Annotated in this window: 19 protein-coding genes and 1 pseudogene; 9 read left to right on the top strand and 11 right to left on the bottom strand. The window is 60.8% G+C overall.

Features of this window, described 5'->3' with window-relative positions; all coding sequences use genetic code 11:
* The first annotated feature begins 145 nt into the window (after positions 1 to 145).
* From ACFZPT_RS22320 to ACFZPT_RS22295, 6 genes are all read left to right on the top strand, one after another.
* Entirely contained in the window at positions 146 to 760 is a 615-nt protein-coding gene (locus tag ACFZPT_RS22320; RefSeq protein ID WP_034115044.1) for a biliverdin-producing heme oxygenase, read from the top strand.
* Complete coding sequence (locus ACFZPT_RS22315; RefSeq protein WP_047882446.1) at positions 757 to 3,000, top strand: ATP-binding protein; 2,244 nt, start codon at positions 757 to 759, stop codon at positions 2,998 to 3,000. Before ACFZPT_RS22320 ends, ACFZPT_RS22315 begins: the two co-directional genes overlap by 4 nt.
* Positions 3,001 to 3,150: 150 nt before the next feature.
* Entirely contained in the window at positions 3,151 to 3,354 is a 204-nt protein-coding gene (locus tag ACFZPT_RS22310; protein ID WP_034115046.1) for a hypothetical protein, read from the top strand.
* 113 nt (positions 3,355 to 3,467) lie between these two features.
* Complete coding sequence (locus tag ACFZPT_RS22305) at positions 3,468 to 5,366, top strand: isoleucyl-tRNA synthetase (RefSeq protein WP_034100486.1); 1,899 nt, start codon at positions 3,468 to 3,470, stop codon at positions 5,364 to 5,366.
* A 42-nt stretch (positions 5,367 to 5,408) separates the two neighbouring features.
* Positions 5,409 to 6,422 (top strand): sensor domain-containing diguanylate cyclase, encoded by a 1,014-nt coding sequence (locus ACFZPT_RS22300; protein ID WP_034115047.1) that lies wholly within the window; start codon positions 5,409 to 5,411, stop codon positions 6,420 to 6,422.
* Between the two features lie 174 nt (positions 6,423 to 6,596).
* Positions 6,597 to 7,850, top strand: coding sequence for an aspartate aminotransferase family protein (locus tag ACFZPT_RS22295; RefSeq protein ID WP_034115048.1), 1,254 nt, complete (start codon positions 6,597 to 6,599; stop codon positions 7,848 to 7,850).
* Here the strand turns inward: ACFZPT_RS22295 and ACFZPT_RS22290 are convergent.
* A complete protein-coding gene (locus ACFZPT_RS22290; RefSeq protein WP_034115049.1) occupies positions 7,844 to 9,868 on the bottom strand; it encodes a c-type cytochrome in 2,025 nt (674 codons plus the stop codon). The genes ACFZPT_RS22295 and ACFZPT_RS22290 overlap by 7 nt on opposite strands.
* A 252-nt stretch (positions 9,869 to 10,120) precedes the next feature.
* On the opposite strand from ACFZPT_RS22290, the gene ACFZPT_RS22285 reads away from it, so the two are divergent.
* Positions 10,121 to 10,825, top strand: coding sequence for a hypothetical protein (locus ACFZPT_RS22285; RefSeq protein WP_034100494.1), 705 nt, complete (start codon positions 10,121 to 10,123; stop codon positions 10,823 to 10,825).
* Between the two features lie 54 nt (positions 10,826 to 10,879).
* Here the strand turns inward: ACFZPT_RS22285 and ACFZPT_RS22280 are convergent, their stop codons facing one another.
* From ACFZPT_RS22280 to cyoA, 7 genes are all read right to left on the bottom strand, one after another.
* The gene (locus ACFZPT_RS22280) at positions 10,880 to 11,962 is read right to left on the bottom strand and encodes a pyridoxal phosphate-dependent aminotransferase (RefSeq protein ID WP_034115050.1); all 1,083 of its coding nucleotides are present in this window, start codon (positions 11,960 to 11,962) and stop codon (positions 10,880 to 10,882) included.
* A gap of 181 nt (positions 11,963 to 12,143) precedes the next feature.
* Positions 12,144 to 12,842: a 7-cyano-7-deazaguanine synthase QueC gene (gene queC, locus ACFZPT_RS22275; RefSeq protein WP_034100498.1), complete on the bottom strand. Its 699-nt coding sequence runs from the start codon at positions 12,840 to 12,842 to the stop codon at positions 12,144 to 12,146.
* 103 nt (positions 12,843 to 12,945) lie between these two features.
* The gene (gene cyoE, locus ACFZPT_RS22270; protein ID WP_034100500.1) at positions 12,946 to 13,833 is read right to left on the bottom strand and encodes a heme o synthase; all 888 of its coding nucleotides are present in this window, start codon (positions 13,831 to 13,833) and stop codon (positions 12,946 to 12,948) included.
* Positions 13,834 to 13,844: 11 nt separating this feature from the next.
* Positions 13,845 to 14,180: a cytochrome o ubiquinol oxidase subunit IV gene (cyoD, locus tag ACFZPT_RS22265; RefSeq protein WP_003176003.1), complete on the bottom strand. Its 336-nt coding sequence runs from the start codon at positions 14,178 to 14,180 to the stop codon at positions 13,845 to 13,847.
* Positions 14,180 to 14,806, bottom strand: a complete 627-nt coding sequence (locus tag ACFZPT_RS22260; RefSeq protein WP_024077337.1) for a cytochrome o ubiquinol oxidase subunit III — start codon at positions 14,804 to 14,806, stop codon at positions 14,180 to 14,182. The genes cyoD and ACFZPT_RS22260 overlap by 1 nt, the downstream gene beginning before the upstream one ends.
* A gap of 3 nt (positions 14,807 to 14,809) precedes the next feature.
* Complete coding sequence (gene cyoB, locus ACFZPT_RS22255) at positions 14,810 to 16,828, bottom strand: cytochrome o ubiquinol oxidase subunit I (RefSeq protein ID WP_379555661.1); 2,019 nt, start codon at positions 16,826 to 16,828, stop codon at positions 14,810 to 14,812.
* A gap of 3 nt (positions 16,829 to 16,831) precedes the next feature.
* A complete protein-coding gene (cyoA, locus tag ACFZPT_RS22250) occupies positions 16,832 to 17,773 on the bottom strand; it encodes a ubiquinol oxidase subunit II (RefSeq protein ID WP_034100506.1) in 942 nt (313 codons plus the stop codon).
* A gap of 27 nt (positions 17,774 to 17,800) precedes the next feature.
* Between cyoA and ACFZPT_RS22245 the strand changes: the two are divergent.
* Positions 17,801 to 18,090 (top strand): annotated as a pseudogene (locus tag ACFZPT_RS22245) (hypothetical protein).
* 473 nt (positions 18,091 to 18,563) lie between these two features.
* Here ACFZPT_RS22245 and ACFZPT_RS22240 read toward each other — a convergent pair.
* Both ACFZPT_RS22240 and hmpA read right to left on the bottom strand, forming a co-directional pair.
* Positions 18,564 to 19,070 (bottom strand): disulfide bond formation protein B, encoded by a 507-nt coding sequence (locus tag ACFZPT_RS22240; protein ID WP_034115051.1) that lies wholly within the window; start codon positions 19,068 to 19,070, stop codon positions 18,564 to 18,566.
* Between the two features lie 376 nt (positions 19,071 to 19,446).
* A complete protein-coding gene (hmpA, locus tag ACFZPT_RS22235; RefSeq protein WP_034115052.1) occupies positions 19,447 to 20,628 on the bottom strand; it encodes an NO-inducible flavohemoprotein in 1,182 nt (393 codons plus the stop codon).
* 147 nt (positions 20,629 to 20,775) lie between these two features.
* On the opposite strand from hmpA, the gene norR reads away from it, so the two are divergent.
* On the top strand, positions 20,776 to 22,317 hold the full coding sequence (norR, locus tag ACFZPT_RS22230; RefSeq protein ID WP_034115053.1) for a nitric oxide reductase transcriptional regulator NorR: 1,542 nt from the start codon (positions 20,776 to 20,778) through the stop codon (positions 22,315 to 22,317).
* A 235-nt stretch (positions 22,318 to 22,552) separates the two neighbouring features.
* Here the strand turns inward: norR and ACFZPT_RS22225 are convergent, their stop codons facing one another.
* A complete protein-coding gene (locus tag ACFZPT_RS22225; protein ID WP_034100514.1) occupies positions 22,553 to 23,455 on the bottom strand; it encodes a DMT family transporter in 903 nt (300 codons plus the stop codon).
* Positions 23,456 to 23,465 lie beyond the last annotated feature (10 nt).

The following is a 23,465-nucleotide window of genomic DNA, read 5'->3' as shown; positions in this document are numbered from 1 at the left end:
GTCATAAGGCAAGGAGCGACTTTTCTGATCCGCTGGTCAGGCTTTTCGCCTTGTGCGTACAGTCAATGGCCATGAGTTGTGTAGAATCGTCGCCCATTTCCACGCGTCATTCATGGCCGGCAGGCCCACAGCTCGAGCTATTTGCATGCTTTCAAAGGCCCATGACGTTGGTGCGCCCTCATTGCTTGACGCGTTACGCACAGGCACCAGCCTGTTGCACGTTGCGCTGGAAAAGCGTCTGCCATTTTTTTCCGAGCGCCTGGATGCCGACGGCTACCGGCGCCTGCTGCAGGCCTACCACGGGTTTTACGCCCCCATTGAAGCGGCGCTGTATGCCAGTGGGCTGATCCCGGCGGGATTCGATACTGCCCTGCGTGTGAAAACGCCAACATTGGTCAGCGACCTGCACGGTCTTGGCCTGGATGACGCCGCTATCAACGCCCTGCCCCACTGCACCGCCCTGCCGCGCCTCGACACCCCTGCGGCGTGCCTCGGTGTGTTGTATGTGCTCGAAGGCGCAACGTTGGGCGGCCAGGTGCTGCGCCGGGAAATGGCCCAGCGCTTTGGCATCGATGCCACCAACGGTGGCGCGTTTCTTGATGTGTATGGCCCTGAGACGGGCCGGCGCTGGAAAGACTTTCTCGATTATCTGGGTATTCAGGCGCTGGACGCCGAAGCCCAACAGCGCGCGGTACATGCCGCCCGTTCGACATTCAGCGGCTTTGAGCGATGGCTCGACAGCCAGGAGGTACTGCTATGAAACCCCAAGATTTTGAACAGCTGCTTGCCAACTGCGCCGACGAACCCATTCGCTTTCCTGGGGCGATTCAGCCTCACGGTGTGCTGCTGACGCTGTCCGAGCCAGACCTGAAGATCATCCAAGTGAGCGCCAACGTCGCTACGCTGTTCAACCGCACGCCCGAGGCGCTGTTGGGCCAGCCGCTGCACAGCCTGATCGGCACCGAACACGCCCAGGCCGTGCAGGCCATGGCCGAACTCAACACCTTTACCGATGCGCCGCCGCTGCACGTGACGCTCAACGGCGCTGAGTTCGAAGGTTTGTTGCACCGCCACCAAAATGTGCTGGTGCTGGAATTCGAACCCCACCTCAAGGATTTTCAACCACGGGCCCTGAACGGTCGCACCAGTGATCTGGGCAAGATGCTGCGCCGCTTGCAGTCGGCAAAAACCCTGGCGGCGCTGTACGACATCAGCGTCACGGAAATCCAGGCCATGACCGGTTACGACCGGGTGCTCATCTACCGCTTCGAAGAAGAAGGCCATGGTCAGGTGATTGCCGAAGCATCCGCTCCGTCCATGGAATTGTTCAACGGGCTGTTCTTCCCTGCGTCTGACATCCCCGAACAGGCTCGCGAGCTGTACCGCACCAACTGGCTGCGGATTATCCCGAACGCCGATTACACGCCGGTGCCGCTGGTGCCCAAATTGCGCCCAGATACCGGCGAACCGCTGGACCTGAGTTTTGCGACGCTGCGCAGTGTGTCGCCGATTCATTGCCAGTACATGCAGAACATGGGCGTGTTGTCGTCCATGAGCATTTCGCTGATGAAAGGCGACAAACTCTGGGGCCTGATCAGTTGCGGCAACCGCACCCCGCTGCTGGTACCGAACGAACTGCGTACCGCCTGCCAGACCATCGGCCAGGTACTCTCGCTGCAGATCAGCGCCATGGAGGCTCTGGACCTGAGTCACCAGCGCGAAGAAAAAGTCGAAGCCTTGGCCCAACTGGACAAAGCCATGAAAGCCTCGGACCACAACGTGTTCGACGGCCTGGCCAAGCAACCGCGCTTGCTCATGGACCTGACCCTGGCCGGCGGCGTGGCGATCATCGAAGACAAACAACTGCACCGCTACGGCAACTGCCCGGAACCGGCGCAGATCCGGGCGTTGCACAAGTGGCTGCAAGCCAGTGGCGAACCGGTGTTCGCCAGCCATAACCTGGCCTCGGTTTACCCACCGGCGGCAGAGTTTCAGCAAGTGGCCAGCGGCGTATTGGCCATGAGCCTGCCCAAGCCGGTGGACAACGGTGTGCTGTGGTTCCGCCCCGAGGTCAAAGAGAATATCAATTGGAGCGGCGACCCGAAAAAACCGCTGGACCTGGAAAATTCCGACGCTGGTATGCGCCTGCGCCCACGCACGTCGTTTGAAATCTGGAAAGTGGAAATGGCCGGCATCTCCACCAAGTGGAGCCACGGCGACCTGTTCGCCGCCAACGACCTGCGCCGCTCCGCGCTGGAAAACGACCTGGCCCGCCAGGTCGAACGCGAGCAACAGGCCGTGCGCGCCCGTGATGACCTGGTGGCGGTGGTGTCCCACGACCTGCGCAACCCGATGACTGTCATCTCGATGCTCTGCGGCATGATGCAAAAAGCCTTCAGCTCCGAAGGCCCACACACCTCGCGCCGTATTTCCTCGGCCATCGACACCATGCAACAAGCCGCCGGGCGCATGAATGTGCTGCTGGAAGACCTGCTCGACACGTCGAAAATCGAGGCCGGCCGCTATGTGGTCAAGCCCGTGGCGCTGGATGTGAACCAGATGTTCGAGGAGGCGTACTCCTTGCTGGCACCGTTGGCGATGGAAAAAGGCATCGACCTGTCGTTCAACGCCGAACCTGGCCTGCAGATTAAAGGCGACCCTGAGCGCTTGTTCCAAGTGCTGTCGAACCTGATCGGCAACGCCATCAAGTTCACCCCGCGCCAGGGCAATATCGGCATCAGTGCCATGAGCAACGGCGAGGAAATTGTGTTTTCGGTGCGCGACTCCGGCGAAGGTATTGCCCCAGAGCTGTTGCCGTATGTGTTCGACCGCTACTGGACACAGACCGAAAACAATCCCACCGGCAGCGGGCTGGGGCTGTATATCACCCAAGGCATCGTGCAGGCCCACGGCGGCAAGATCGTGGCTGAAAGTGAAGTGGGCCGTGGCAGTGAGTTCCGATTCACAGTGCCGAAGGTGATGCAGGATGCCCATACCTGATCGGTCCGGCTGTAGGGCTCGATGGGCCTAAACCGCCATTGCCGTTACACGTTGCCATGAGGTGTTTATAGCTCCAGCACCTCGCGCCTCTATAAGTTTGGCCCGGCTTCGCAGACGCGGAGCCCATCTAACTTACAGAAGGATATTTTTATGCTTGGAGCTATCAGTCCGTTCCTAGGCCATCTGCAACTCCCCACCCCACAACACGATGATGTAGCCCTGCAACGCAACAAGCGCAGCCTGGACAGCCACTCACTCCCGCTTGAGACCCAGCAAACCGATAACGCCCCACGTCACAACCGGCGCCGAGGCAGCGGCAGCCTGGACAGCCTCGGCAAGGGCAACCTGCTCTAGAGCGGCCTACGGAGGGCAGCCCGCTGCCCTTCGTACACCCCATGCCTTAACAAAACACTGACATTCATTGCGCTAACCTTGCCGGTTCTAGCCTGGCCGGAGCCCATCCCTGCATGCTGCACCCCGACAACCTGCCCGCCGTACTTGCCGGCCCTTTGCTACGACGTCTCGAACCCAGGCGCCTGGTGCTGTGGCTGACTGGCAGTCGTCCCCTGGACCTGACCTTGAAGCTGCAATGGGCCGGACACACGCTGCACATCCCGCTGGATCAAGGCCAGTGCCAAGTCATTCCCATAGGCCGCCAGGCCTTTGTGCACCTGATCGATGTGCCGCTGGACGAAGCGCTGCCTCAGGACGAGGTCATCCACTACGACCTGCTGATCGACGGCCTCGGTATCGCCCATTGGGCGGCGCATCTGCTGTATGCCGACGCGCCATCACCACATTTTGTCCTGCACAGTCGCATCCACCAGCTCGTGCACGGTTCCTGCCGCAAACCTCACCACGCCGCCGAAGACGGCCTGCTCTGCGTCGATCGCCTGCTCGACGATGCGCACACGCTCGATGAGCGTCCAGCCTTGCTGATGATGAGCGGCGACCAGGTTTACGCCGACGATGTGGCCGGGCCGATGCTTAGGGCGATCCACGCACTGATCGCGCGCCTGGGCCTGTTCGACGAACATCTGGAAGGCGCCGTGGTGGACGACAGCGCCAGCCTCTACGGGCACCGCGCCAGCTATTACCATCGCGCGGACCTGCTGCCGGCGCTGGACAGCAATCAGACCCTGCGCGAGCGCTTCTTCGGCGGCGTGAAAAAGCCGATTTTCACCAGCAGCACCGCCGACAACCATCTGGTCACCTTTGCCGAAGTCATGGCGATGTACCTGCTGGTGTGGTCCCCCACGCCCTGGACCTTGATCGAAACCCAAGCGCCGCCACTTAGCCCGGACGAATCGGCGCGCTATGCGCGCGAGCACGTGCCGATCGAGCGCTTTCGCGACGGCCTGCCCGGCGTAGCGCGAGTCTTCGCGCACCTGTCCACCCTGATGATCTTTGACGATCACGACATCACCGACGATTGGAACCTCAGCGCCCAATGGGAAGAAACCGCCTACGGCCACCCGTTTTCCAAACGCATCATCGGCAATGCCCTGCTCGCCTATCTGCTGTGCCAGGGTTGGGGCAACCACCCGGATGCCTTTGTCGAACTGGTGCCGCCCATCCAGGCGCTGACCGCTCACGTCCCCGACAACCATCTCGACGCCGCCGCCCAGGATGGCTTGCTGGCCACGTTGCTCAAATTTCAACAATGGCATTACGTGCTGCCCAGCACGCCCGCCTTGGTGGTGCTCGACACCCGCACCCGGCGCTGGCGCAGTGAGTTCACCCTCAAGCAACCCTCCGGCCTGCTGGACTGGGAAGCTTTGAGCGAACTGCAACAGGAACTGCTGGACCACCCGTCGGCGATCATCGTCTCGCCTGCGCCGATCTTCGGCGTCAAGCTGATCGAGACAGTGCAGAAGGTCTTCAGCTGGTGCGGCCACCCGCTGCTGGTGGACGCGGAAAACTGGATGGCCCACCGGGGCGCCGCCCAGGTGATCCTCAATATTTTCCGCCACTCGCGTACGCCGGGTAACTACGTGATTCTCTCCGGTGACGTGCATTACTCGTTCGTCTATGCCGTGCTGATCCGCCACCGCAATGCCGGCCCCCGGATCTGGCAGATCACCAGCAGCGGCATCAAGAACGAATTTCCCCGGCGCCTGCTGGAATGGTTCGACCGTCTCAACCGCTGGCTATACTCACCCCGTTCGCCGCTCAACTGGTTCACACGCCGTCGCACCATGCAGGTCGTACCGCATGTTCCGGAACATGCCGAGGCCGGCGAACGGTTATGGAACTCGGCGGGCATCGGTCAGGTGTTTTTCAACGAACAAGGTCAACCGGACGCAATCTACCAACACAATGCGAATGGGAAGGCTCGCACACGGATGGTTGCGCCCACGCCATAGCGCGCGGCGGCGCACACAGCGCGCATGCAAGGAGCAAAAGCAATGGGCGATACCTCAGGCAGCAACCCCGCGAAGCAGGATTTCTCGCACCTCAACGCCGACATGCTGCACACCATCCTGGAGCTGGTCAGCGACGGCATTTGGGACTGGAACGCCAACACCGGGTTCGTCTACCGCAATCCGGGCTGGTACGAAATGCTGGGCTACCCGCGGCATGCGCTGGAGAACACGCTGTTCACCTGGGAAAACATCATTCATCCGGAGGACTACCCCCAGGTGATGGCGCTGTTCGATGACTACATCAACCGCCGCGCGCCGCACTACCAAACCGAATACCGTTGCCGAAAAAAAGATGGCAGCTACCTGTGGATCGAGGACCGCGGCTACGTGATCGCGCGTAACCCCGACGGTTCGGTGGCGCGCATGGTCAGCGCCCATCGCGACATTCAGGCGCGCAAATATTCAGTCGCCCAACTCGAACAACGCAACCAGTCGCTGGAAGCGCTGGTGGCCGAACGCACCCGTGAACTGGCACGGGTCAACCAGCAACTCAAATTGCAGTTGGACGAAAACCGCGCCTTGGCCGAGCGGGACGCCTTGACCCTGGTTGCCAACCGCTATCGCCTGGAAAAAACCCTGCTGCAAGCGTGCGAACGTGCCCAGCGCTTCCGCCTGCCGCTGGCCCTGATCGCCATGGACATCGATGACTTCAAGCCCATCAACGACCGCTATGGTCACGGCGCTGGCGACCAGACCCTGGTGCGGGTGGTGGAGTGCCTGGAGAGCTGCATTCGCCCGTGTGATCTGCTGGCACGCTGGGGTGGCGATGAATTCATGGTGATCCTGCCCGAAAGCACCCTGGAAACGGCCAAGGCGTTGGCCGAGCAGATCTGCCGCAAGATACGCACCATCCAGGCACCCGGCGACTTCGCCGTCACCCTGAGCCTGGGCGTGGCCGAGCGCCACGCGGATGAATCCCCCGCCGCCCTAATGGAGCGCGCCGATCAAGCGTTGTATCGCGCCAAGGCCGCGGGCAAGGCCGGGGTGTCGGAATAACCGGAGGCGTCAGCGCAGCGGCGCGCACTTGAGCAGTGTCGACCGGTTTGTCCGCCCCCCTTCGGCAGTAGCTCCTTCCGATTTGGAATGACCCAAAGACTTTATTTCGTTTGCGACAGGCCCCGGCGGGCGGCTTAGATAAAAAACGCCCCGCCACTGCCGAGTCCCGGATTCATGAGCCACGCCACCGTCAGCCAGTCGATTTCCATCGTCCACCCCATCAGCCTCAGCCACGGCAAGAACGCCGAAGTGTGGGATAGCACAGGCAAGCGCTATATCGACTTCGTCGGCGGCATCGGTGTGCTCAACCTCGGCCATTGCCACCCGCAGGTAGTCGAGGCGATTCGCGAGCAGGCTACTCGGCTCACGCACTATGCCTTCAACGCCGCGCCGCACGCGCCCTACATCGAGCTGATGGCACGCCTGAGTGATTTTACCCCTGTGAGCTACCCGGTCAGCGGCATGCTCACCAATAGCGGCGCGGAAGCGGCGGAAAACGCTTTGAAGATCGTGCGCGGCGCCACCGGCCGCACTGCGGTGATCGCCTTTGACGGTGCCTTCCATGGCCGCACCCTGGCCACCTTGAACCTTAACGGCAAGGTCGCGCCCTACAAGCAAAAGGTCGGCGTACTGCCCGGCCCGGTGTATCACCTGCCGTACCCCAGCGCCGACAACGGCGTGACCTGCGCCGACGCACTGAAGGCCATGGAGCGTTTGTTCAGCGTGGAAATCGACGTGGAAGACGTCGCCTGTTTCATCATCGAACCGGTGCAGGGCGAAGGTGGCTTCCTGGCCCTGGACGTCGAATTTGCCCAGGCGCTGCGGCGTTTCTGCGACGAGAAACAGATCCTGCTGATTGCCGACGAAATCCAATCGGGCTTCGGCCGTACCGGTCAACGCTTCGCGTTTTCGCGCCTGGGCATTGAGCCGGACTTGATCTTGCTGGGCAAAAGCATTGCCGGCGGTGTACCGCTGGGGGCGGTGGTCGGGCGCAAAAACCTGATGGACAACTTGCCCAAAGGCGGCCTGGGCGGTACGTACTCCGGCAACCCTATCGCCTGCGCGGCGGCGCTGGCCACCCTGGAGGTGATGACGGACGCAAACTTGCACGCGTGGGGCGCACAGCAGGAAGCCGCAATTGTCCGCAGGTACGCGACCTGGCGCGACCAAGCGCTGTCGCCCTACCTCGGGCGCCTGACCGGCGTCGGCGCCATGCGCGGCATCGAACTGGCCAACGCCGACGGCACGCCGGCGCCCCGGCAATTGACGCAACTGCTCGGCCTGGCGCGGGACGCCGGGTTGCTGCTGATGCCCAGCGGCAAGGCGCGGCACATCATCCGGCTGCTGGCACCGCTGACCACAGAGCCGGCGGTGCTGGAGGAAGGGCTGGATATCCTTGAAGCCTGCTTCAAGCGCCTGGATCAGTAGCGCGCATCCATCGGTTTGCCGCCGTTCGGCCAGTCTTTGACCTTGTCCGGGAAGTCCGGACGCGGCTGCCCGGAAAAGTACGCCGCGACGTCCACCGCTTCCTGTTCCGTCAAGCCACCCTGCCCCAGCGGGAAGCGCTCGTGGAAGCCAATCGGCATATTGCGTTGGACGAACGCGGCGGCTGTGTAGGTGCGCGCCATCCCCGCACCGATATTGAACGACTGCTCACCCCACAGCGGCGGGTAGATCCATTCACCGTCGGCGCGGGTCAGGCCCTGGCCATTGTCGCCATGGCACACCGCGCATTGCTTGGCGTACACCGCTTTGCCATTGGCCAGGTCGGGTTTGAGCGTCGGGTCGACCTTGCCCACGCCGCGTCCGGCGACTTTGTCCTGCGGGCGGGTGTTGTTTTTCATCCAGTCGAAATACGCCACCATCGCCTGCATATCCGCCGATTGCGGCGCCAGCGGCTTGCCGTTCATGGACCGGCGGAAACAGCCGTTGATGCGCTCCTCCAACGTGATCACCTTGCCGGCACGCGGGGCATAACCGGGGAAAAACGCCGACACCCCTACGAACGGCGATCCATCGGCCACAGTGCCTGCATTGAGATGGCAACTGGTGCAGTTCAGCGCGTTGCCGACATTGTCCGGCAGCAGCGCCTTGGTCTGCAGATGCAACCGCATGCCACGCAGCACCTGGTCGGCATTCGGCGCGGCCAGCAACTCGGCCAGACGCGGAGTCTGGAACGCGGACATGTCGCTGCTGGCCGGGTTGAGCTGCTCGCGCAGGGTTTTCACCTGCGCGGGGCTGACCGGCGTGCCCTGGTTGCCCCAGTGGGTGCGCACAAAACTGAGGATCTCGGCGATCTCCTGGTCGGCCAGCCGCGCGAACCCAGGCATGGTGTAGACCCGCGGATGGGTGGCGGTTTGCGCGGTTGCCCAGCCGGTGAGGGTGATATGCAAAAGAGATGTTGGGTTAGCGGCGACCACGCTCGGGTTGCCGGCCAACGGCGGGAACAGGCCCTTCACGCCGGCACCGTCACTGCGGTGGCAGTCGCTGCAGAACTGCATGTAGCCCAGGCCGCCACGACTGCTGAACAGGTCGTCAGGCACGGCAGCCGGGGCTTTGGCCACGGCAGGCATCGGCAGATCCTCCTGGCCCGCCGGCAGGGATTTTAAGTAACGGGCGATGGCAATCAGGTCGTCATCACTGAAATGCTGGGTGCTGTGATGGATCACATCGGCCATGTTGCCCGACACTGTGGCAAAACGGTTTTGCCCGGTCTTGAGCAGTTGCACGGTGTCGTCAACGGTCCACAAGTTGCGCAGGCTCAAGGCGCGCCAATGCTCGACGGTTTCCCCCGCCAGGTAGTGCTGGCCGCCGCGCTCGGTATCGCTCATGGCTTTTTCCTGGAACGCGATGCCCCTCGGCGTATGGCACGAGCCGCAATGCCCCAGGCCCTGAACCAAGTAGGCACCACGGTTAAGCCCCGCGTCACGGCCCGGATCGGGTTGGAAGGGTTGCTTGTCGAGAAAGGCGAAATTCCACAATGCCAAGCCCCAGCGCTGATTGAACGGAAAGCCCATGTCCGCCGGCAGGTTGTCCTGGCGGACCGCCGGCACGCCCTGCATCAGGTAGGCGTACAACGCGCGCATGTCCTCTTCGCTGATCTTCGCGTAGGACGGATACGGCATCGCCGGGTACAAGTTCATACCACTGGGGGTAACGCCTTCGCGCATGACGCGGTCGAACTGCTCGAAGGTGTAGCGCCCGATGCCTGTCTCGGCATCGGGCGTGATATTGCTGGAGTAGATCGTCCCCATCGGCGTACTCAACGCCAGGCCGCCGGCCATCAGCGCGCCTGGCTTGGCGGTGTGACAGGCAATGCAGTCGCCGAGTTGGGCGACGTAGTGGCCGCGTTCGAGCAGAGGGGTGTCGGGCGTGCTGGCGTGCAGCGAGAGGGACAGGCACATCAGCATCCCCACGAAGCTGACGCGTAAGAGGGCAAACATCATCGCAATAGTCCTTTAAGAACCTGGCGTGGAGCGGTCTCCTCGGCCCAGGTCTGCAATTGTTTTTATGCGTTCACAGGCAAATAGTCGGGGGCGCAGTCAGCCCCGAGGTTGTTGTAAACCACTCTCCGGCATGGCCTTTTGATATGGATCAGCGGAACGCCGAAGGCAGTGTGCCGCCTTGACCTGACTCCCCTGCCCCTTGAAAATGCGCGACGCTTTTTTGTCTCCGTTTATTGAAGTAGTGAACTATTAATGTCCGATTCCTACACCGCAGAATCCGTCGTCGCCTTGGCCTCCAAAGCTGAATACGAAAACGCCATCAATCTTTCACAGCATGTGCCAGCGGCCAAGACCATCAGCGAGATGGTGCTGGACGCGTTTCACACTTCCAAGGAGAGCGACCAGATCCGCGAACTGCGCGTCGCCATCCGCCAGGCCCACGATGCGTTCGACGACGACAAGGCCTACGACCTGATGGGCCAGCTCAAGCAACTCAAGGACGCCGAAGCCGCCGACAACCTGGCCCTGGAAGACTTGAGCAGCAAGTTCTCCATCAGCCGCATCCTGTCCAGCTTCAAGGACGACCCCGAGTTTCAGGAACTGGTCTACGGCCTGGCCCTCAAGGTGCTGAACCAGACCCATCAAGCCATCAGCAACCCGAGCGCCGGCAAGGGCAAGGCGGCACGCGCCAAGAAAGACGCCGAAGTGTTCGTGATCAGCAAGGACGGCATCAGCGTCACCCTGCCGCTGCGCACGCCACGCTCCAAGCTGAACGTGGACCGTGAAGCGTTCGAGTTTCTAGGGTTCAGCTTTGTGGGCGAAGGGGATGACGCCGAGCTGGAACGTGAGTCGTTCACCGACAACAACGGCGCCGAGTTGCCGGTCAACCGCAAGAACGTGGTGAATGCCTTGCAACAGAAGACCGCATTTGATGGGTACAGCATCGCGCAGCAATAACACCTGGGACTTCATTGAGGGAGGAGCGTCGCCCTTCCCTCATGGAGTCCTGCGCTAAACCCGCGCGGCAAACACCTCACGAAAGCGCGCCATCTCCTGCTTGTTCCCCACTGTCACCCTTACCCACTGCGGCCAGTTCTGCCACACCCGGCCGATCAATACGCCTTCGGCGGCGAGCTTTTCGATGACCTGCTGCGCGGGCTGCTTGACGTCGATCATGAAGCAATTGCTGTGGGAAGCGGTGCAAGTGAAACCACGGCCCTTGAGCCAGGCCAGGGTTTCATCGCGTAACTGGGCATTGAGGGCTTTACGCTGGGGCAGCAGTTTGACGTCCTCCAGGCTGGCAAGGCCGCCAAGCAACGACGAGCCCGCCGGCACATTGTCGCCGCCAAACACCGCCAGCCGCTCCAGCAACGTTGGGTGGCCGATGGCCAGGCCCAGGCGTGCGCCCGCCATGCCGTAGATTTTCGAGAAGGTGCGCAGCACCAGCAGGTCGTCGTGGTCCTTGACCCAACTGACCACGCTCGGGGCGTCGGCGAAGTCGATGTAAGCCTCGTCCACCACCAGCACGCTGCCCTTGGGCTTGTTCGCCAGTGCGTCGCGAATGGCCTGGGTGGGAGTCAGGGTGCCGGTGGGGTTGTTGGGGTTGCACAGGTAGAGCATGCCGGCCTGGCGGTCGGCGGCGAGCATGGCGGGGATATCGTGGGCGTGGTGGGCGTCGAGGTTCACTTCATGCACCGGCGCCTTGTGCGCTTCGGCGGCCTGGCGCGGTACTTCGTAGGATGGCGTGGCCATTACCAGGCCACGGGTATCGCTGGTGAACGCCAGCACCGCATAACGCAACGCCGCCATGGAGCCTGAAAACACCGCCACCTGTTCTTCGGCAATGCCCTGTTGCTGAGCGAACAATGCGGCCAATGCATACATGTGGTTGTACGGGTAGCGCCCGGCAGTGGCGATGCCGCGCTGCATCGCTTCACGGGCCGCCAGGGCTGGACCGTAAGGGCTTTCGTTGTAGTTGAGACGGACCTTGTCGGCCTTGGCCGGCGGCGTCGCCGCGACCGCCCAGTCCAAGCGCCCCAGCAAGGGCAAGGCGGCGCTGAAGGCGAGAAGGGACCGACGACTCACGCTGACCATGGTGACTACTCCTTGTAGGCGGGTGATGGATTCGCACAGTGCGTACAGAGGGGTATGACGAGATAAGCGTGGGCAGATTTAACCTGACGCCCGAGAAAAACCCACATCACCGCAGAGCAGTAACAGGGTCGCAGTGGGGAGGAGCATTGCGCACCCTCCCCCACGCTAAGGCCGAATAGCCCTAGTTGAGCTGCAACTTATGCTTGAGGCTGTGCATGACCTGCGCCTTGTTCTGCAGGTATTCGTTCAGGCCGCGAGCGCGCAGGTTGCAGGCGTCGCATTCGCCGCAGCCGGTGCCGATCACGCCGTTGTAGCAGGTCAAGGTGTGTTCGCGCACCAGATCCAACTGATGGTGGTAATCGGCCAGGGCCCAGGTCTCGGCCTTGTTCAGCCACATCAGCGGCGTATCCAGCCGTACGTCGTACTCCATGCCCAGCTTGAGCGCCTGGTTCAGGGCTTTGACGAACTCATCGCGGCAGTCGGGGTAGCCCGAGAAGTCGGTTTCGCACACGCCGGTAATGACCGTCTCGGCCTTGACCTGGTATGCGTAGATCGCCGCCAGGGTCAGGAACAGGATATTGCGCCCCGGTACAAAGGTGCTCGGCAGGCTTTCGCCGGAACTGTTCACGGTGGGCACGGGGATGTTGTCGCGGGTAAGACTACTGATGGCCAACTCGTTGAGCAGGGACACATCCATCACTTTGTGCACCGTGGCGCCCAGTTGCTTGGCTAGCTGGCGGGCCACTTCGATTTCCGCCACATGGCGCTGGCCATAATCGAACGTGATGCAGTGCACTTCGTCATACAACGCCAGTGCCTGGATCAGGCAGGTCGTCGAGTCCTGCCCGCCACTGAACACCATTACGGCTTTTTTACTCATCGCTGTGCTTCCTGGATGCGTGGAATGGGGGATAGTTTAGAGGCCATGCCATAAAAAACCCCGCGCTTCTTGCGAAGGCGGGGCCTTTTACTGCTCGGACCACTCAGTGGGCGTAGGTCAGCAACAGCTCTTTCGGTACTTGGAAATCCAGGGACATCATCACGCTCAGCGCGGTGATGGTGAAGATCGAGAACACGAACAGCTTGCGCGCCCAGACGGTGTCGTCCACCGCCTTGTAGCCGGTCCAGGCCATGTACAACCAGTACATGCCCATGGCGGCGGCGACGGCGAGGTAGCTCATGCCGGCGTAGCCGCTGAAGGTCAACATCAAGGTCGCCACAAGGAAGGCCAGGATGTAGAGCAGGATGTGTTTCTTGGCCACCTGGATGCCACGTTTTACCGGCAAAACCGGGATCGACGCAGCCAGGTAGTCATTGAAGCGGAAAATCGCGATGGCGTAGGAATGCGGCATCTGCCACAGGCTGAACATCACCAGCAGCGTCAGCGCGGCCATGTCGAAGCTATTGGTTACAGCCACATAACCAATCACCGGCGGCATCGCCCCCGACAGACTGCCCACCAGCGTGCCGTGAACCGACTTGCGCTTGAGGTACAGACTGTAGAGGCCGACGTAGATGACAAAGCCGATCACGGCAAACAACGCCGCCAACGGGTTGGCCACCTTGTACAACAGGGCCACACCGGCAACACCCAGGACGGTCGCGTAGACCAGTGCCAGTTTCAGGGAGATAAGGCCCTGCACCAGCACGCGGTTCTTGGTGCGTTCCATCTTGATATCGATGTCACGGTCGATGCAGTTGTTGAAGACACAACCGGAAGCTACCACCAGGGATGTGCCGATCATTGCAGCCAGGAAGATGGCCAGATCGACATGTCCCTTGGAGGCCAGGAAGAAACCGCCCGCCACAGAAAGCACGTTACCGAAAATGATCCCCGGTTTGGTGATTTGGATAAAGTGCTTAAGCGACATCGGGTCTTACCTCACTTCGCCATCATGTAGGTGTGGATGCTGAACATGATCCACAGCGACAGACCAACCAGCAGAACGATCACCAGGCCGGCGAACACGAACGCAATCACGTTCTCGCGCTGGGCCTCGGAGCGGTCCAGGTGCAGGAAGTACACCAGGTGAACCAGTACCTGAATCACTGCGAACGCCAGGACGATCATCAAGGTGATCGACTTCGGCAGGGTCGGGTACATCACCAGGCCGAACGGGATCAGGGTCAGGATGACCGACAGGATGAAGCCGATAGCGTAAGACTTGACGCTGCCGTGGCTTGCATCGTGGCTGTCATGGGAGTGTGCATTAGCCATTACAGAGTCCCCATCAGGTAGACAACGGTGAATACGCAGATCCAGACCACGTCCAGGAAGTGCCAGAACAGGCTCAGGCAGCTCAGGCGGGTCTTGTTGGTGTTGGTCAGGCCGTGCTTATTGACCTGATACATCATCACCGCCATCCACAGCAGACCGGCCGAGACGTGCAGACCGTGGGTGCCGACCAGCGTGAAGAACGCCGACAGGAAACCGGAACGGTGCGGGCCGTAGCCTTCGGAGATCAGCAGGTGGAACTCGTTGATCTCCATGCCGATAAAGCCCAGGCCGAACAGGAAGGTCAGAGCCAACCAGCTCAGCACGCCTTTCTTGTTGCCCTTGTAGAAGGCCAACATGGCGAAGCCGTAGGTGATCGAACTGAACAACAGCAAGGCGGTTTCGCCGAGCACGTAAGGCAGTTCGAAGATGTCGTGGCCCGACGGGCCACCCGCTACGTTGTTTACCAGTACCGCGTACACCGCGAAGATCGACGCAAACAAGATGCAGTCGGTCATCAGGTAGAGCCAGAAACCGAAGACGGTCATTGGCCCCGAGTCGTGGTGATGGTCATCGTGCCCATGGTCATCGACATGGGCGTGTCCAGCATTGGTCACTAAGTTCGACATGGTTTAAGCCTGTTCCAACGAGGTTTCTACACGGTTGGCCGGGATTTTCTTCTCGGCGACCAGGCGAGCGTGCTGCTCGGCTTCGATGCGTTCGATCGTTTCGACCGGCACCATGTAGCCTTGATCATCACGTGCGGCGTGGACGATGAAGTAACCGATGGTACCCACCAGGCTCACGATCGCCAGCCACCAGATGTGCCAGATCATCGCGAAACCGAACACGGTCAACAGCGCACCCATCACCACGCCAGTGGCGGTGTTGCTTGGCATGTGGATCGGTTCGTAGTGTTTAGGCTTCTGGTACGCAGTACCGTCTTCCTTGGCTTCGGTGAACGCATCGATCGTGTTCGCAGTCGGGATCACGGCGAAGTTGTAGAACGGTGGTGGCGACGAAGTCGACCATTCCAGGGTGTGGCCGTTCCATGGGTCGCCGGATTCGCACATGTTCTGCTCGCGATCACGCACGCTGACATACAGCTGGATCAGCTGGCAGGCGATACCCACCGCAATCATCACCGCACCGAACATGGCGACGTACAGGTACGGCACCCACTCAGGGTTGGTGGTGGCGTTCAGACGACGGGTCATGCCCATGAAGCCCAGTGCATAGAGCGGCATGAACGCGACGAAGAAGCCCGAGATCCAGAACCAGAACGCAGCCTTGCCCCAACCTTCGTGCAGCTTGAAGCCGAACGCTTTCGGGAAGTAGAAGCTGAAACCGGCGATGTAACCGAATACCGCACCACCGATGATCACGTTGTGGAAGTGCGCGATCACGAACAGGCTGTTGTGCAGCACGAAGTCAGCACCCGGGATGGCCAGCAGTACGCCGGTCATGCCGCCGATGGCGAAGGTCACCATAAAGCCCAGGGTCCACAGCACCTGGCTGGTGATGCGCAGACGGCCGTGGTAGATGGTGAACAGCCAGTTGAATAGCTTCACCCCCGTCGGGATGGAAATCAGCATGGTCGCCAAACCGAAGAAGGCGTTGACGCTGGCCCCCGAACCCATGGTGAAGAAGTGGTGCAGCCACACCATGAAGCCCAGTACGGAAATTGCGCCCGATGCGTAAACCATCGAGTGGTGACCGAACAGGCGCTTGCCGGTAAAGGTCGAGATCACTTCGGAGAAGATACCGAACGCTGGCAGGATCAGGATGTACACCTCAGGGTGACCCCATGCCCAGAACAGGTTCACGTACATCATTGGATTGCCACCAAGTTCGTTGGTGAAAATGTGGAAATCCAGGTAACGGTCAAGCGACAGCAGCGCCATGGTTGCGGCCAGGATCGGGAACGAAGCCACGATCAGGACGTTTGCCCAGGTGCAGGTCCAGGTGAAGATCGGCATGTCCATCAGTTTCATGCCAGGGGCGCGCATTTTCAGGACGGTGGCCAGGAAGTTGACCCCCGTCAGCGTCGTCCCTAGCCCTGATAGCTGTAGCGCCCAGATGTAGTAGTCCACCCCCACGCCAGGGCTGTACTGAATGCCCGACAGCGGCGGATACGCAACCCAACCGGTCTTGGCGAATTCGCCGACGCCCAGGGATACGTTGATCAGCACCACGCCGGAAACCAGCAGCCAGAAGCTCAGGGAGTTCAGGAACGGATAGGCCACGTCACGCGCGCCGATCTGCAGCGGCACTGCCAGGTTCATCAGGCCGGTGAAGAATGGCATCGCCATGAAGATGATCATGATCACACCGTGAGCGGTGAAGATCTGGTCATAGTGTTCAGGTGGCAGGTAGCCAGGCGAACCCTCGGTGGCCATGGCCAACTGGGTACGCATCATGATGGCGTCGGCAAAACCGCGCAGCAGCATGACCATGGCGACGATGATGTACATCACGCCGATTTTCTTGTGGTCGACCGAAGTCAGCCACTCGGTCCACAGGTAGGTCCACTTCTTGAAGTAAGTGATACCCGCGAACAGTGCCAGACCACCCAGCGCGATCATGGCGATGGTCACCATCACGATCGGCTCGTGGAACGGGACCGCATCCCAACTTAATTTACCAAACATCGTTTACTCCTCTGCCCCAGCAGTTGAATGCGCGCCCGTCTCAGAACCTTCAACCGCGGCCACTTCTTTCTTCTCGTGCTTGACCGGCTTGCCTGGCTTCATACCTTCGTACTTGTCGACGATTTTCTGAAACAGGTTCGGCTCGTACGAGGAGTACAGCGCGACAGGGTTGTTCTGGCTTGGTTTGGCCAGGGCGTCGTATTCAGCTTGATCAAGCTGTTTAGGTGCGGCCTTGACTTCGGCTACCCAGGCGTTGAAGTCTTCCTGGCTCGTCGAGATCGCTTTGAATTTCATGCCGGTGAAGCCAGCGCCGCTGTAGTTGGCGGAGATGCCTTCCATTTCAGCTTTCTGGTTGGCGATCAGGTGCAGCTTGGTCTGCATGCCTGCCATCGCGTAGATCTGGCCGCCCAGGGCTGGGATGAAGAACGAGTTCATCACGGCGTCGGAGGTGATCTTGAAGTTCAGCGGAGTGTGCTCCGGGAAGCGGATCTGGTTAACCGTGGCGATACCCAGGTCCGGGTAGATGAACAGCCACTTCCAGTCCAGCGCGACCACTTCGATATTGATCGGCTTGGCGTCCGATTCCAGCGGACGGTACGGGTCCAGCGCGTGGGTGGACTTGTAGGTCACATAACCCAGGGCAATGATGATGAGGATCGGAACCAGCCACACCGCGATTTCGATCTTGGTGGAGTGCGACCACTTCGGCGCGTAGGTGGCGCTGGTGTTCGACGCGCGGTATTTCCAGGCGAAGGCGAAGGTCATGATGATCACAGGGACCACGACCAGCAGCATCAGCAGGGTGGCGGTGATGATCAGGTTTCGTTCATCCAGACCGACCTGTCCTTTTGGGTCGAGCAAGGTCCACTTGCAGCCTCCCAGCATTAACATCATGCCAAGCAGCGGCAAAAAGCCTAGTAATCGGGGGTACCTGTTTTTACTCATCTCACGACCTCTAAAGCAGCTTGCGCAATGCAGTTGGGTTTTGATCGCCAACACTTCACCCTGCCAAGGGTTGGCATTTCTCTTCGATTGAATAAGAGCCTGCTCGAACGCCATGAATGGACGATTTACGAGCCTGCGGTGAGTTCTTATTCGATTTCGTGGTTAAAGGCCTTGTTACAGACCAATTCCATTTGGTGCGGATAGTTGAAAGGCTGCCGGAACCTGGGGTCGCACAGAGCCATCCATCTGCCCCTCGACCGCTCCAATGCTCAAATATTGAACAGCACCGGACATTCAGTGCGGGCGATTGTAGTTAGCTAGCGATGTATAAACCATGTCTTATAAAGAAATAATTTTTATCGAAAGCAGCAATAATCCTTCACCAAAATTGCAAAGGTCGGGGATCTTATCGTGTTCGATTCTCAACAAAAACCACAAAAATTGCCGTGTTATAGGGCAATCCGCCACATCCCTTACCCTCTGTAAGGGCTTGCCAAAGCCATCCAAGTCCCCATAAAACAAGGCATTCGTACATCATCGAATGGCGCGGACGGCGCGCGGTTCCTGACATTGGCCAGACGATGAAGTGACAGCACAATTTGACCGTTCGGTGCAAATTTAAGCGGGGTTGCGGGGGGTCAGAAACGTCCTGCGACAGCTTCCGTGTGACAACATGTCGCACACCGCGCGCAGCGGAAATTGTCCGACGTCATGCTCTGTTCATAAAAGCCTACCTGCGAAAACGCCCCGGTCCTCCAGCGGAGGAACCGGGGCGTTTTCGTGTAGGGGCTCAGGCCGTGTGACGGCGATTGCGGTAAATGCCCAGCGGCACCAGGATCACGGTCAGCACAAAAGCCACCAGCGCCCATTGCGCCAGGGACAGCCCAAGGATCGGTGGGTAAGGCGTGCTGCAGAAACCATCGACCTGAAAGCCCAGCGGGAAGACCTTGGCCAGCGGCAGGTCATCGACGATGGGCTGCAGCACATCGACGCCACAACTGACCTGGGGAAAGAACTGGGTATACACATGATGGCCCGCCGCTGCGACCCCGCCGAGGGCGCTGAGGATCACCAAACCTTCGAAAAACGTGAGGGCGCCTTTGCGGGGCATGGCGGCGCCGATAAAGGCGAAGATGGCAATCAACAACAAGGCATAACGCTGCAAGATGCACAGTGGGCAAGGCGCTTCGCCCAACACCACCTGAATGTACAAGGCCCCGCCGATCAACGCCAGGCAGATGATGCCCAGCAACACCAGAAAGCGCCGCTCCCTGCCTAAACGCAATTCGTCACTCATCTCCGTTTCCCTTTGTTTGGTTGTGCCTGTAGGCGCGAGTTTACACACAGGCAGTGGTTTAAACAGAGACGGGTTAACGGCGGATTAATCGCGAGAAATGGAAAACCAAATGTGGAAGGGGGACTGGCTGATGCACCCCTATCGGGCGCAGAGGTATCGGGCAGAGATATCTTCACATCTTCGCTGTAAACAGAAAGTGACGTTCTTGTAGTGAGCGGGCTTGCCCCGCGCTGGGACGCGAAGCGGCCCCCACTCCAGGCGATGTAATTTCACCTGACACATCGAGGTCCCTGGGTTTGGGGCCGCTTCGCAGCCCAGCGCGGAGCAAGCCCGCTCACCATGGCAGGCCCCCTCCCACATTGTTGACTTATAGGTCCTATTCCAAGGCCGCCGCCGGGCCGAAGAATTCGTAGCGGCTTTGTTTCTCGGGTACGCCCAAGGCCTTGAGGTGGCGTTTGATCGCGGCCATGAAGCCTTTAGGTCCCAGGAAGTAAGCATCCAGGTCGCGCTGTTCAGGCAACCATGCGGCCAGTTGTTCCTGGCTGAGCAGGCCGACCTTGTCCGCTGCAGGGCTCACGCCGTCGTCTTCGGCATAGCAATAGAAACGCTTGAGCTGCGGGTGCTTGACCGCCAGGGCGTCGACCCAGTCGCGAAACGCATGCACGCCGCCGTTACGCGCGCAGTGGATAAAATGCACCGGGCGCTCGGTGGCCAGCGCCGCTTCGAGCATCGGCAGGGTCGGGGTGATGCCTACGCCGCCGCTGATCAGCACCAACGGCTTATCGCTGGCGGCCAGGGTGAACTCTCCCGCCGGCGGGAACAGGTCGAGGGTCGCGCCCACCTGCAACTCATCATGCAGGTAATTGGACACTCGCCCGCCGGCTTCGCGCTTGACGCTGATACGGTACTGGCCGGCATCGCTCAACGCCGAGAGGGAATAGTTGCGACGCACCTCTTCGCCGTCCAACACCAGCGTCATACCGATGTACTGGCCTGGCGCTGCCGCCAGGATCGGGCCGTTATCCACCGGGGCGAAATAGAAGGAGGTGATCTCGGCGCTCTCCTCTACCCGCTTGACCAGCGTGAACGACCGCGCACCGCGCCAGCCGCCAGGGGCTTGGGCTTTCTCGTCGTAAATGGCCGCTTCGGCGCCGATCAGGATATCCGCCAATTGCCCGTAGGCCGCGCCCCAGGCATTCATCACCTCCGGCGTGGCGATCTCGCTGCCCAGCACTTCAGAAATCGCCCGCAGCAGGCAGGCGCCCACAATCGGGTAATGCTCCGGCAGGATCTGCAAGGCCACATGTTTATTGATGATCTTGGCCACCAGATCGCCCAGTTGATCCAACTGGTCAATATGTCGCGCGTACATCAGTACCCCATTGGCCAGGGCGCGGGGCTGATCGCCGCTGGCCTGGTGGGCCTGGTTGAACAGCGGGCGAACTTCGGGGTACTCGGACAGCATCATGCGGTAGAAATGGGTGATCAGCGCTTCACCGCCACTTTCCAGCAGAGGCACGGTGGATTTGACGATGGCACGGTCTTGGGCACTAAGCATGAGAGCCTCCAGGGCTTCTTTAAAGATTACTCTTGAGTACTCAGCATTCGTGCCAACTAAAAATTCGTTAGTTATCAGTCAGTTGAAATAGATGTAGTCAGTATGACTTCCTACACGCTAGAGTCATAAGGACTACAAGGAGTCATTATGACTGCGCACTCACTGCTCACCACCCTCCTGCCTTTAGTGGCCGACTTGTCCCGCGACCTGCCGGAGGGCGAGCGTTACCGCCGCTTGCTGCAAGCCATGCGCACTCTGCTGCCCTGCGATGCCGCCGCGCTGTTGCGCCTGGACGGTGAAGCGCTGGTGCCGCTGGCGGTGGACGGCCTGAGCGCCGATACCCTGGGCCGACGCTTCAAGGTCAGCGAACACCCACGGTTTGCGGTGTTGCTCGCCAGCCCCGGCCCCACGCGCTTCGACAGCGACAGCGAGTTGCCCGACCCGTATGACGGCCTGGTGGACGGCCTGCACGGGCACCTGCCAGTGCACGACTGCATGGGCTGCCCGTTGTTTGTCGACGACCGGCCCTGGGGCCTGCTGACCCTCGATGCGCTCGACACCGAGCGCTTCGAACGGGTCGAGCTGGACGCCCTGCAAGCCTTCGCCAGCCTGGCCGCCGCCACCGTCAATGTGGCCGAACGCATCGAACGCCTGGCCCTGCGCGCCGAAGACGAACACCAACGCGCCGAAATCTACCGTCAGGCCAGCGGCCAACAACACAAGGAAATGATCGGCCAGAGCAAAAGCCACAAGCGCCTGGTGGAAGAAATCAAACTGGTGGGCGGCAGCGACCTCACCGTGCTGATCACCGGGGAAACCGGGGTGGGCAAGGAGTTGGTGGCCCAGGCGATTCACGCCGCTTCGGCGCGTGCCGACAAACCGCTGATCAGCCTCAACTGCGCGGCCCTGCCGGAAACCCTGGTGGAGAGCGAGCTGTTCGGTCATGTGCGTGGCGCCTTCACCGGCGCGCTGAACGAGCGTCGGGGCAAGTTCGAGCTGGCCAACGGCGGCACCTTGTTTCTCGACGAAGTGGGCGAGCTGTCCCTGACGGTGCAGGCCAAACTGCTGCGGGTGCTGCAAAGCGGTCAGCTGCAGCGCCTGGGCTCGGACAAGGAACACCACGTGGATGTGCGCCTGATCGCCGCCACCAACCGCGACCTGGCCGATGAGGTGCGCAATGGCCGCTATCGCGCCGACTTCTACCACCGCCTGAGTGTTTACCCGCTGCAAGTACCGGCCCTGCGCGAACGCGGTCGCGACGTGCTGTTGCTGGCGGGTTTCTTCCTCGAACAGAACCGTTCACGCATGGGCCTGGGCAGTCTGCGCCTGACCGGCGATGCCCAGGCAGCCCTGCTGGCCTACAACTGGCCAGGCAACGTGCGGGAGCTGGAACATTTGATCGGGCGCAGCGCGCTCAAGGCCCTGGGAAACTGTCGCGAACGTCCGAGGATTCTCAGCCTGAGCGCCGCCGACCTCGACCTGCCCGACGTCAGCGCGCCGCTAATCGAAGCCCCGCTACCATCGACGCCCATCACCGGCGATTTGCGCCAGGCCACCGAAGATTACCAACGGCAAATCATCAACACCTGCCTGGAACGCCACCAGCACAACTGGGCCAGCACCGCCCGCGAACTCGGCCTCAACCGCGCCAACCTCGCCCGCCTGGCCAAGCGCCTGGGGATAAAATAGCTCGCTGAACTCGGTCAAAAATGAGGGGGCAAGTCCTGATGCCAGTCCGATCCACCTCAGGCAATGACTATCAAAAGGGGGAGGGGGCTTGCCCCCGATAGCGGTACGTCAGTGATAGCTGGGCTGACTGTCACACCGTAATCGGGGGCAAGCCCCCTCCCACATTTGGTCCCGTCCAGGGCAGAAATTCATTCACGGAGTCCTTTACTGATGGGCATCAGTGACTTGCCCCTGTTCAGACTGTTCTCGCCTTCAAGACCGGACTCACAATCTTGGGCTTGCGAAATACCAACACATTCCCCGCCATCACCAACCCCAACCCCACCAGCGCCGGGGCGGTCCACTGATAGCCCTCGGCGAACGCCGACACATTCAACGCCACCACTGGAAACAACACCGTGCAATACGCCGCACGCTCCGGCCCCATACGCCCGACCAGCGTCAAATACGCGGTAAACCCAATCACCGACCCCGGAATCACCAGGTACCACAACGCGCCGATATACCGCGCGCTCCAGTCCATCTCGAACGGAATGCCACGCAGCACACACCAGGTCGCCAGCATGGCCGCGCCATACGCCATGCCCCAGGCATTGGTGGTCAGTGGCCTGAGCCCGGCCTTCTGCTGCAAGCTCGACAACATATTGCCGGCTGAGAAACACATCGTCCCCAACAGCGCCAACCCCAGGCCCAGCAAGGTCTGCGGGCTGGCGGTGTGCCCCACCAGCTCTGGCCAGAACAACAACCCCAACCCTGCCAACCCAAGGCCACCGCCCATCAACACGTTGCGGGCCACGCGCTGGCCGAAAAAGACCCGCGCGTTCAACGCGTTCCACAGCGTCGCGGTGGAAAACACCACCGCCACCAACCCGCTGGGGATCCATTGGCTGGCCGTGAGAAAGCACATGAAGTTGACGCAAAACAGGCACAACCCCTGGGCCAGGCAGATCAGGTGCCCGCGCCGGTTCATCACCTGCAACTTGCGGCTGAGCAATAGCAACGCAAACAACACCAACGCCGCCAGGGCGAAGCGATAGACGATGGACACGGGAATCGCTACCACGCCCAGTTGCCACTTGAGGGCGATCCAGGTGGTGCCCCAGATCAGCACGGTGAGTAAGTACAGGAAAAGGTTCATGACAGGCTCC

Origin of the sequence: Pseudomonas sp. MD330_10 (genome assembly GCF_042610415.1) — a bacterium.
Taxonomy (GTDB): Bacteria; Pseudomonadota; Gammaproteobacteria; order Pseudomonadales; family Pseudomonadaceae; genus Aquipseudomonas; species Aquipseudomonas rhodesiae.
Note: the sequence above shows the minus strand (reverse complement) of the source record. Positions and strands in the feature narration are given on the sequence as shown.

What these genes read in the sequence shown, in the direction of transcription:
- ACFZPT_RS22320 (WP_034115044.1), top strand. Translation starts at nt 146, where the DNA reads ATGCTTTCAAAGGCCCATGACGTTGGTGCGCCCTCATTGCTTGACGCG.
- ACFZPT_RS22315 (WP_047882446.1), top strand. Translation starts at nt 757, where the DNA reads ATGAAACCCCAAGATTTTGAACAGCTGCTTGCCAACTGCGCCGACGAA.
- ACFZPT_RS22310 (WP_034115046.1), top strand. Translation starts at nt 3,151, where the DNA reads ATGCTTGGAGCTATCAGTCCGTTCCTAGGCCATCTGCAACTCCCCACC.
- ACFZPT_RS22305 (WP_034100486.1), top strand. Translation starts at nt 3,468, where the DNA reads ATGCTGCACCCCGACAACCTGCCCGCCGTACTTGCCGGCCCTTTGCTA.
- ACFZPT_RS22300 (WP_034115047.1), top strand. Translation starts at nt 5,409, where the DNA reads ATGGGCGATACCTCAGGCAGCAACCCCGCGAAGCAGGATTTCTCGCAC.
- ACFZPT_RS22295 (WP_034115048.1), top strand. Translation starts at nt 6,597, where the DNA reads ATGAGCCACGCCACCGTCAGCCAGTCGATTTCCATCGTCCACCCCATC.
- ACFZPT_RS22290 (WP_034115049.1), bottom strand. Translation starts at nt 9,868, where the DNA reads ATGATGTTTGCCCTCTTACGCGTCAGCTTCGTGGGGATGCTGATGTGC.
- ACFZPT_RS22285 (WP_034100494.1), top strand. Translation starts at nt 10,121, where the DNA reads ATGTCCGATTCCTACACCGCAGAATCCGTCGTCGCCTTGGCCTCCAAA.
- ACFZPT_RS22280 (WP_034115050.1), bottom strand. Translation starts at nt 11,962, where the DNA reads ATGGTCAGCGTGAGTCGTCGGTCCCTTCTCGCCTTCAGCGCCGCCTTG.
- queC (WP_034100498.1), bottom strand. Translation starts at nt 12,842, where the DNA reads ATGAGTAAAAAAGCCGTAATGGTGTTCAGTGGCGGGCAGGACTCGACG.
- cyoE (WP_034100500.1), bottom strand. Translation starts at nt 13,833, where the DNA reads ATGTCGCTTAAGCACTTTATCCAAATCACCAAACCGGGGATCATTTTC.
- cyoD (WP_003176003.1), bottom strand. Translation starts at nt 14,180, where the DNA reads ATGGCTAATGCACACTCCCATGACAGCCACGATGCAAGCCACGGCAGC.
- ACFZPT_RS22260 (WP_024077337.1), bottom strand. Translation starts at nt 14,806, where the DNA reads ATGTCGAACTTAGTGACCAATGCTGGACACGCCCATGTCGATGACCAT.
- cyoB (WP_379555661.1), bottom strand. Translation starts at nt 16,828, where the DNA reads ATGTTTGGTAAATTAAGTTGGGATGCGGTCCCGTTCCACGAGCCGATC.
- cyoA (WP_034100506.1), bottom strand. Translation starts at nt 17,773, where the DNA reads ATGAGTAAAAACAGGTACCCCCGATTACTAGGCTTTTTGCCGCTGCTT.
- ACFZPT_RS22240 (WP_034115051.1), bottom strand. Translation starts at nt 19,070, where the DNA reads ATGAGTGACGAATTGCGTTTAGGCAGGGAGCGGCGCTTTCTGGTGTTG.
- hmpA (WP_034115052.1), bottom strand. Translation starts at nt 20,628, where the DNA reads ATGCTTAGTGCCCAAGACCGTGCCATCGTCAAATCCACCGTGCCTCTG.
- norR (WP_034115053.1), top strand. Translation starts at nt 20,776, where the DNA reads ATGACTGCGCACTCACTGCTCACCACCCTCCTGCCTTTAGTGGCCGAC.
- ACFZPT_RS22225 (WP_034100514.1), bottom strand. Translation starts at nt 23,455, where the DNA reads ATGAACCTTTTCCTGTACTTACTCACCGTGCTGATCTGGGGCACCACC.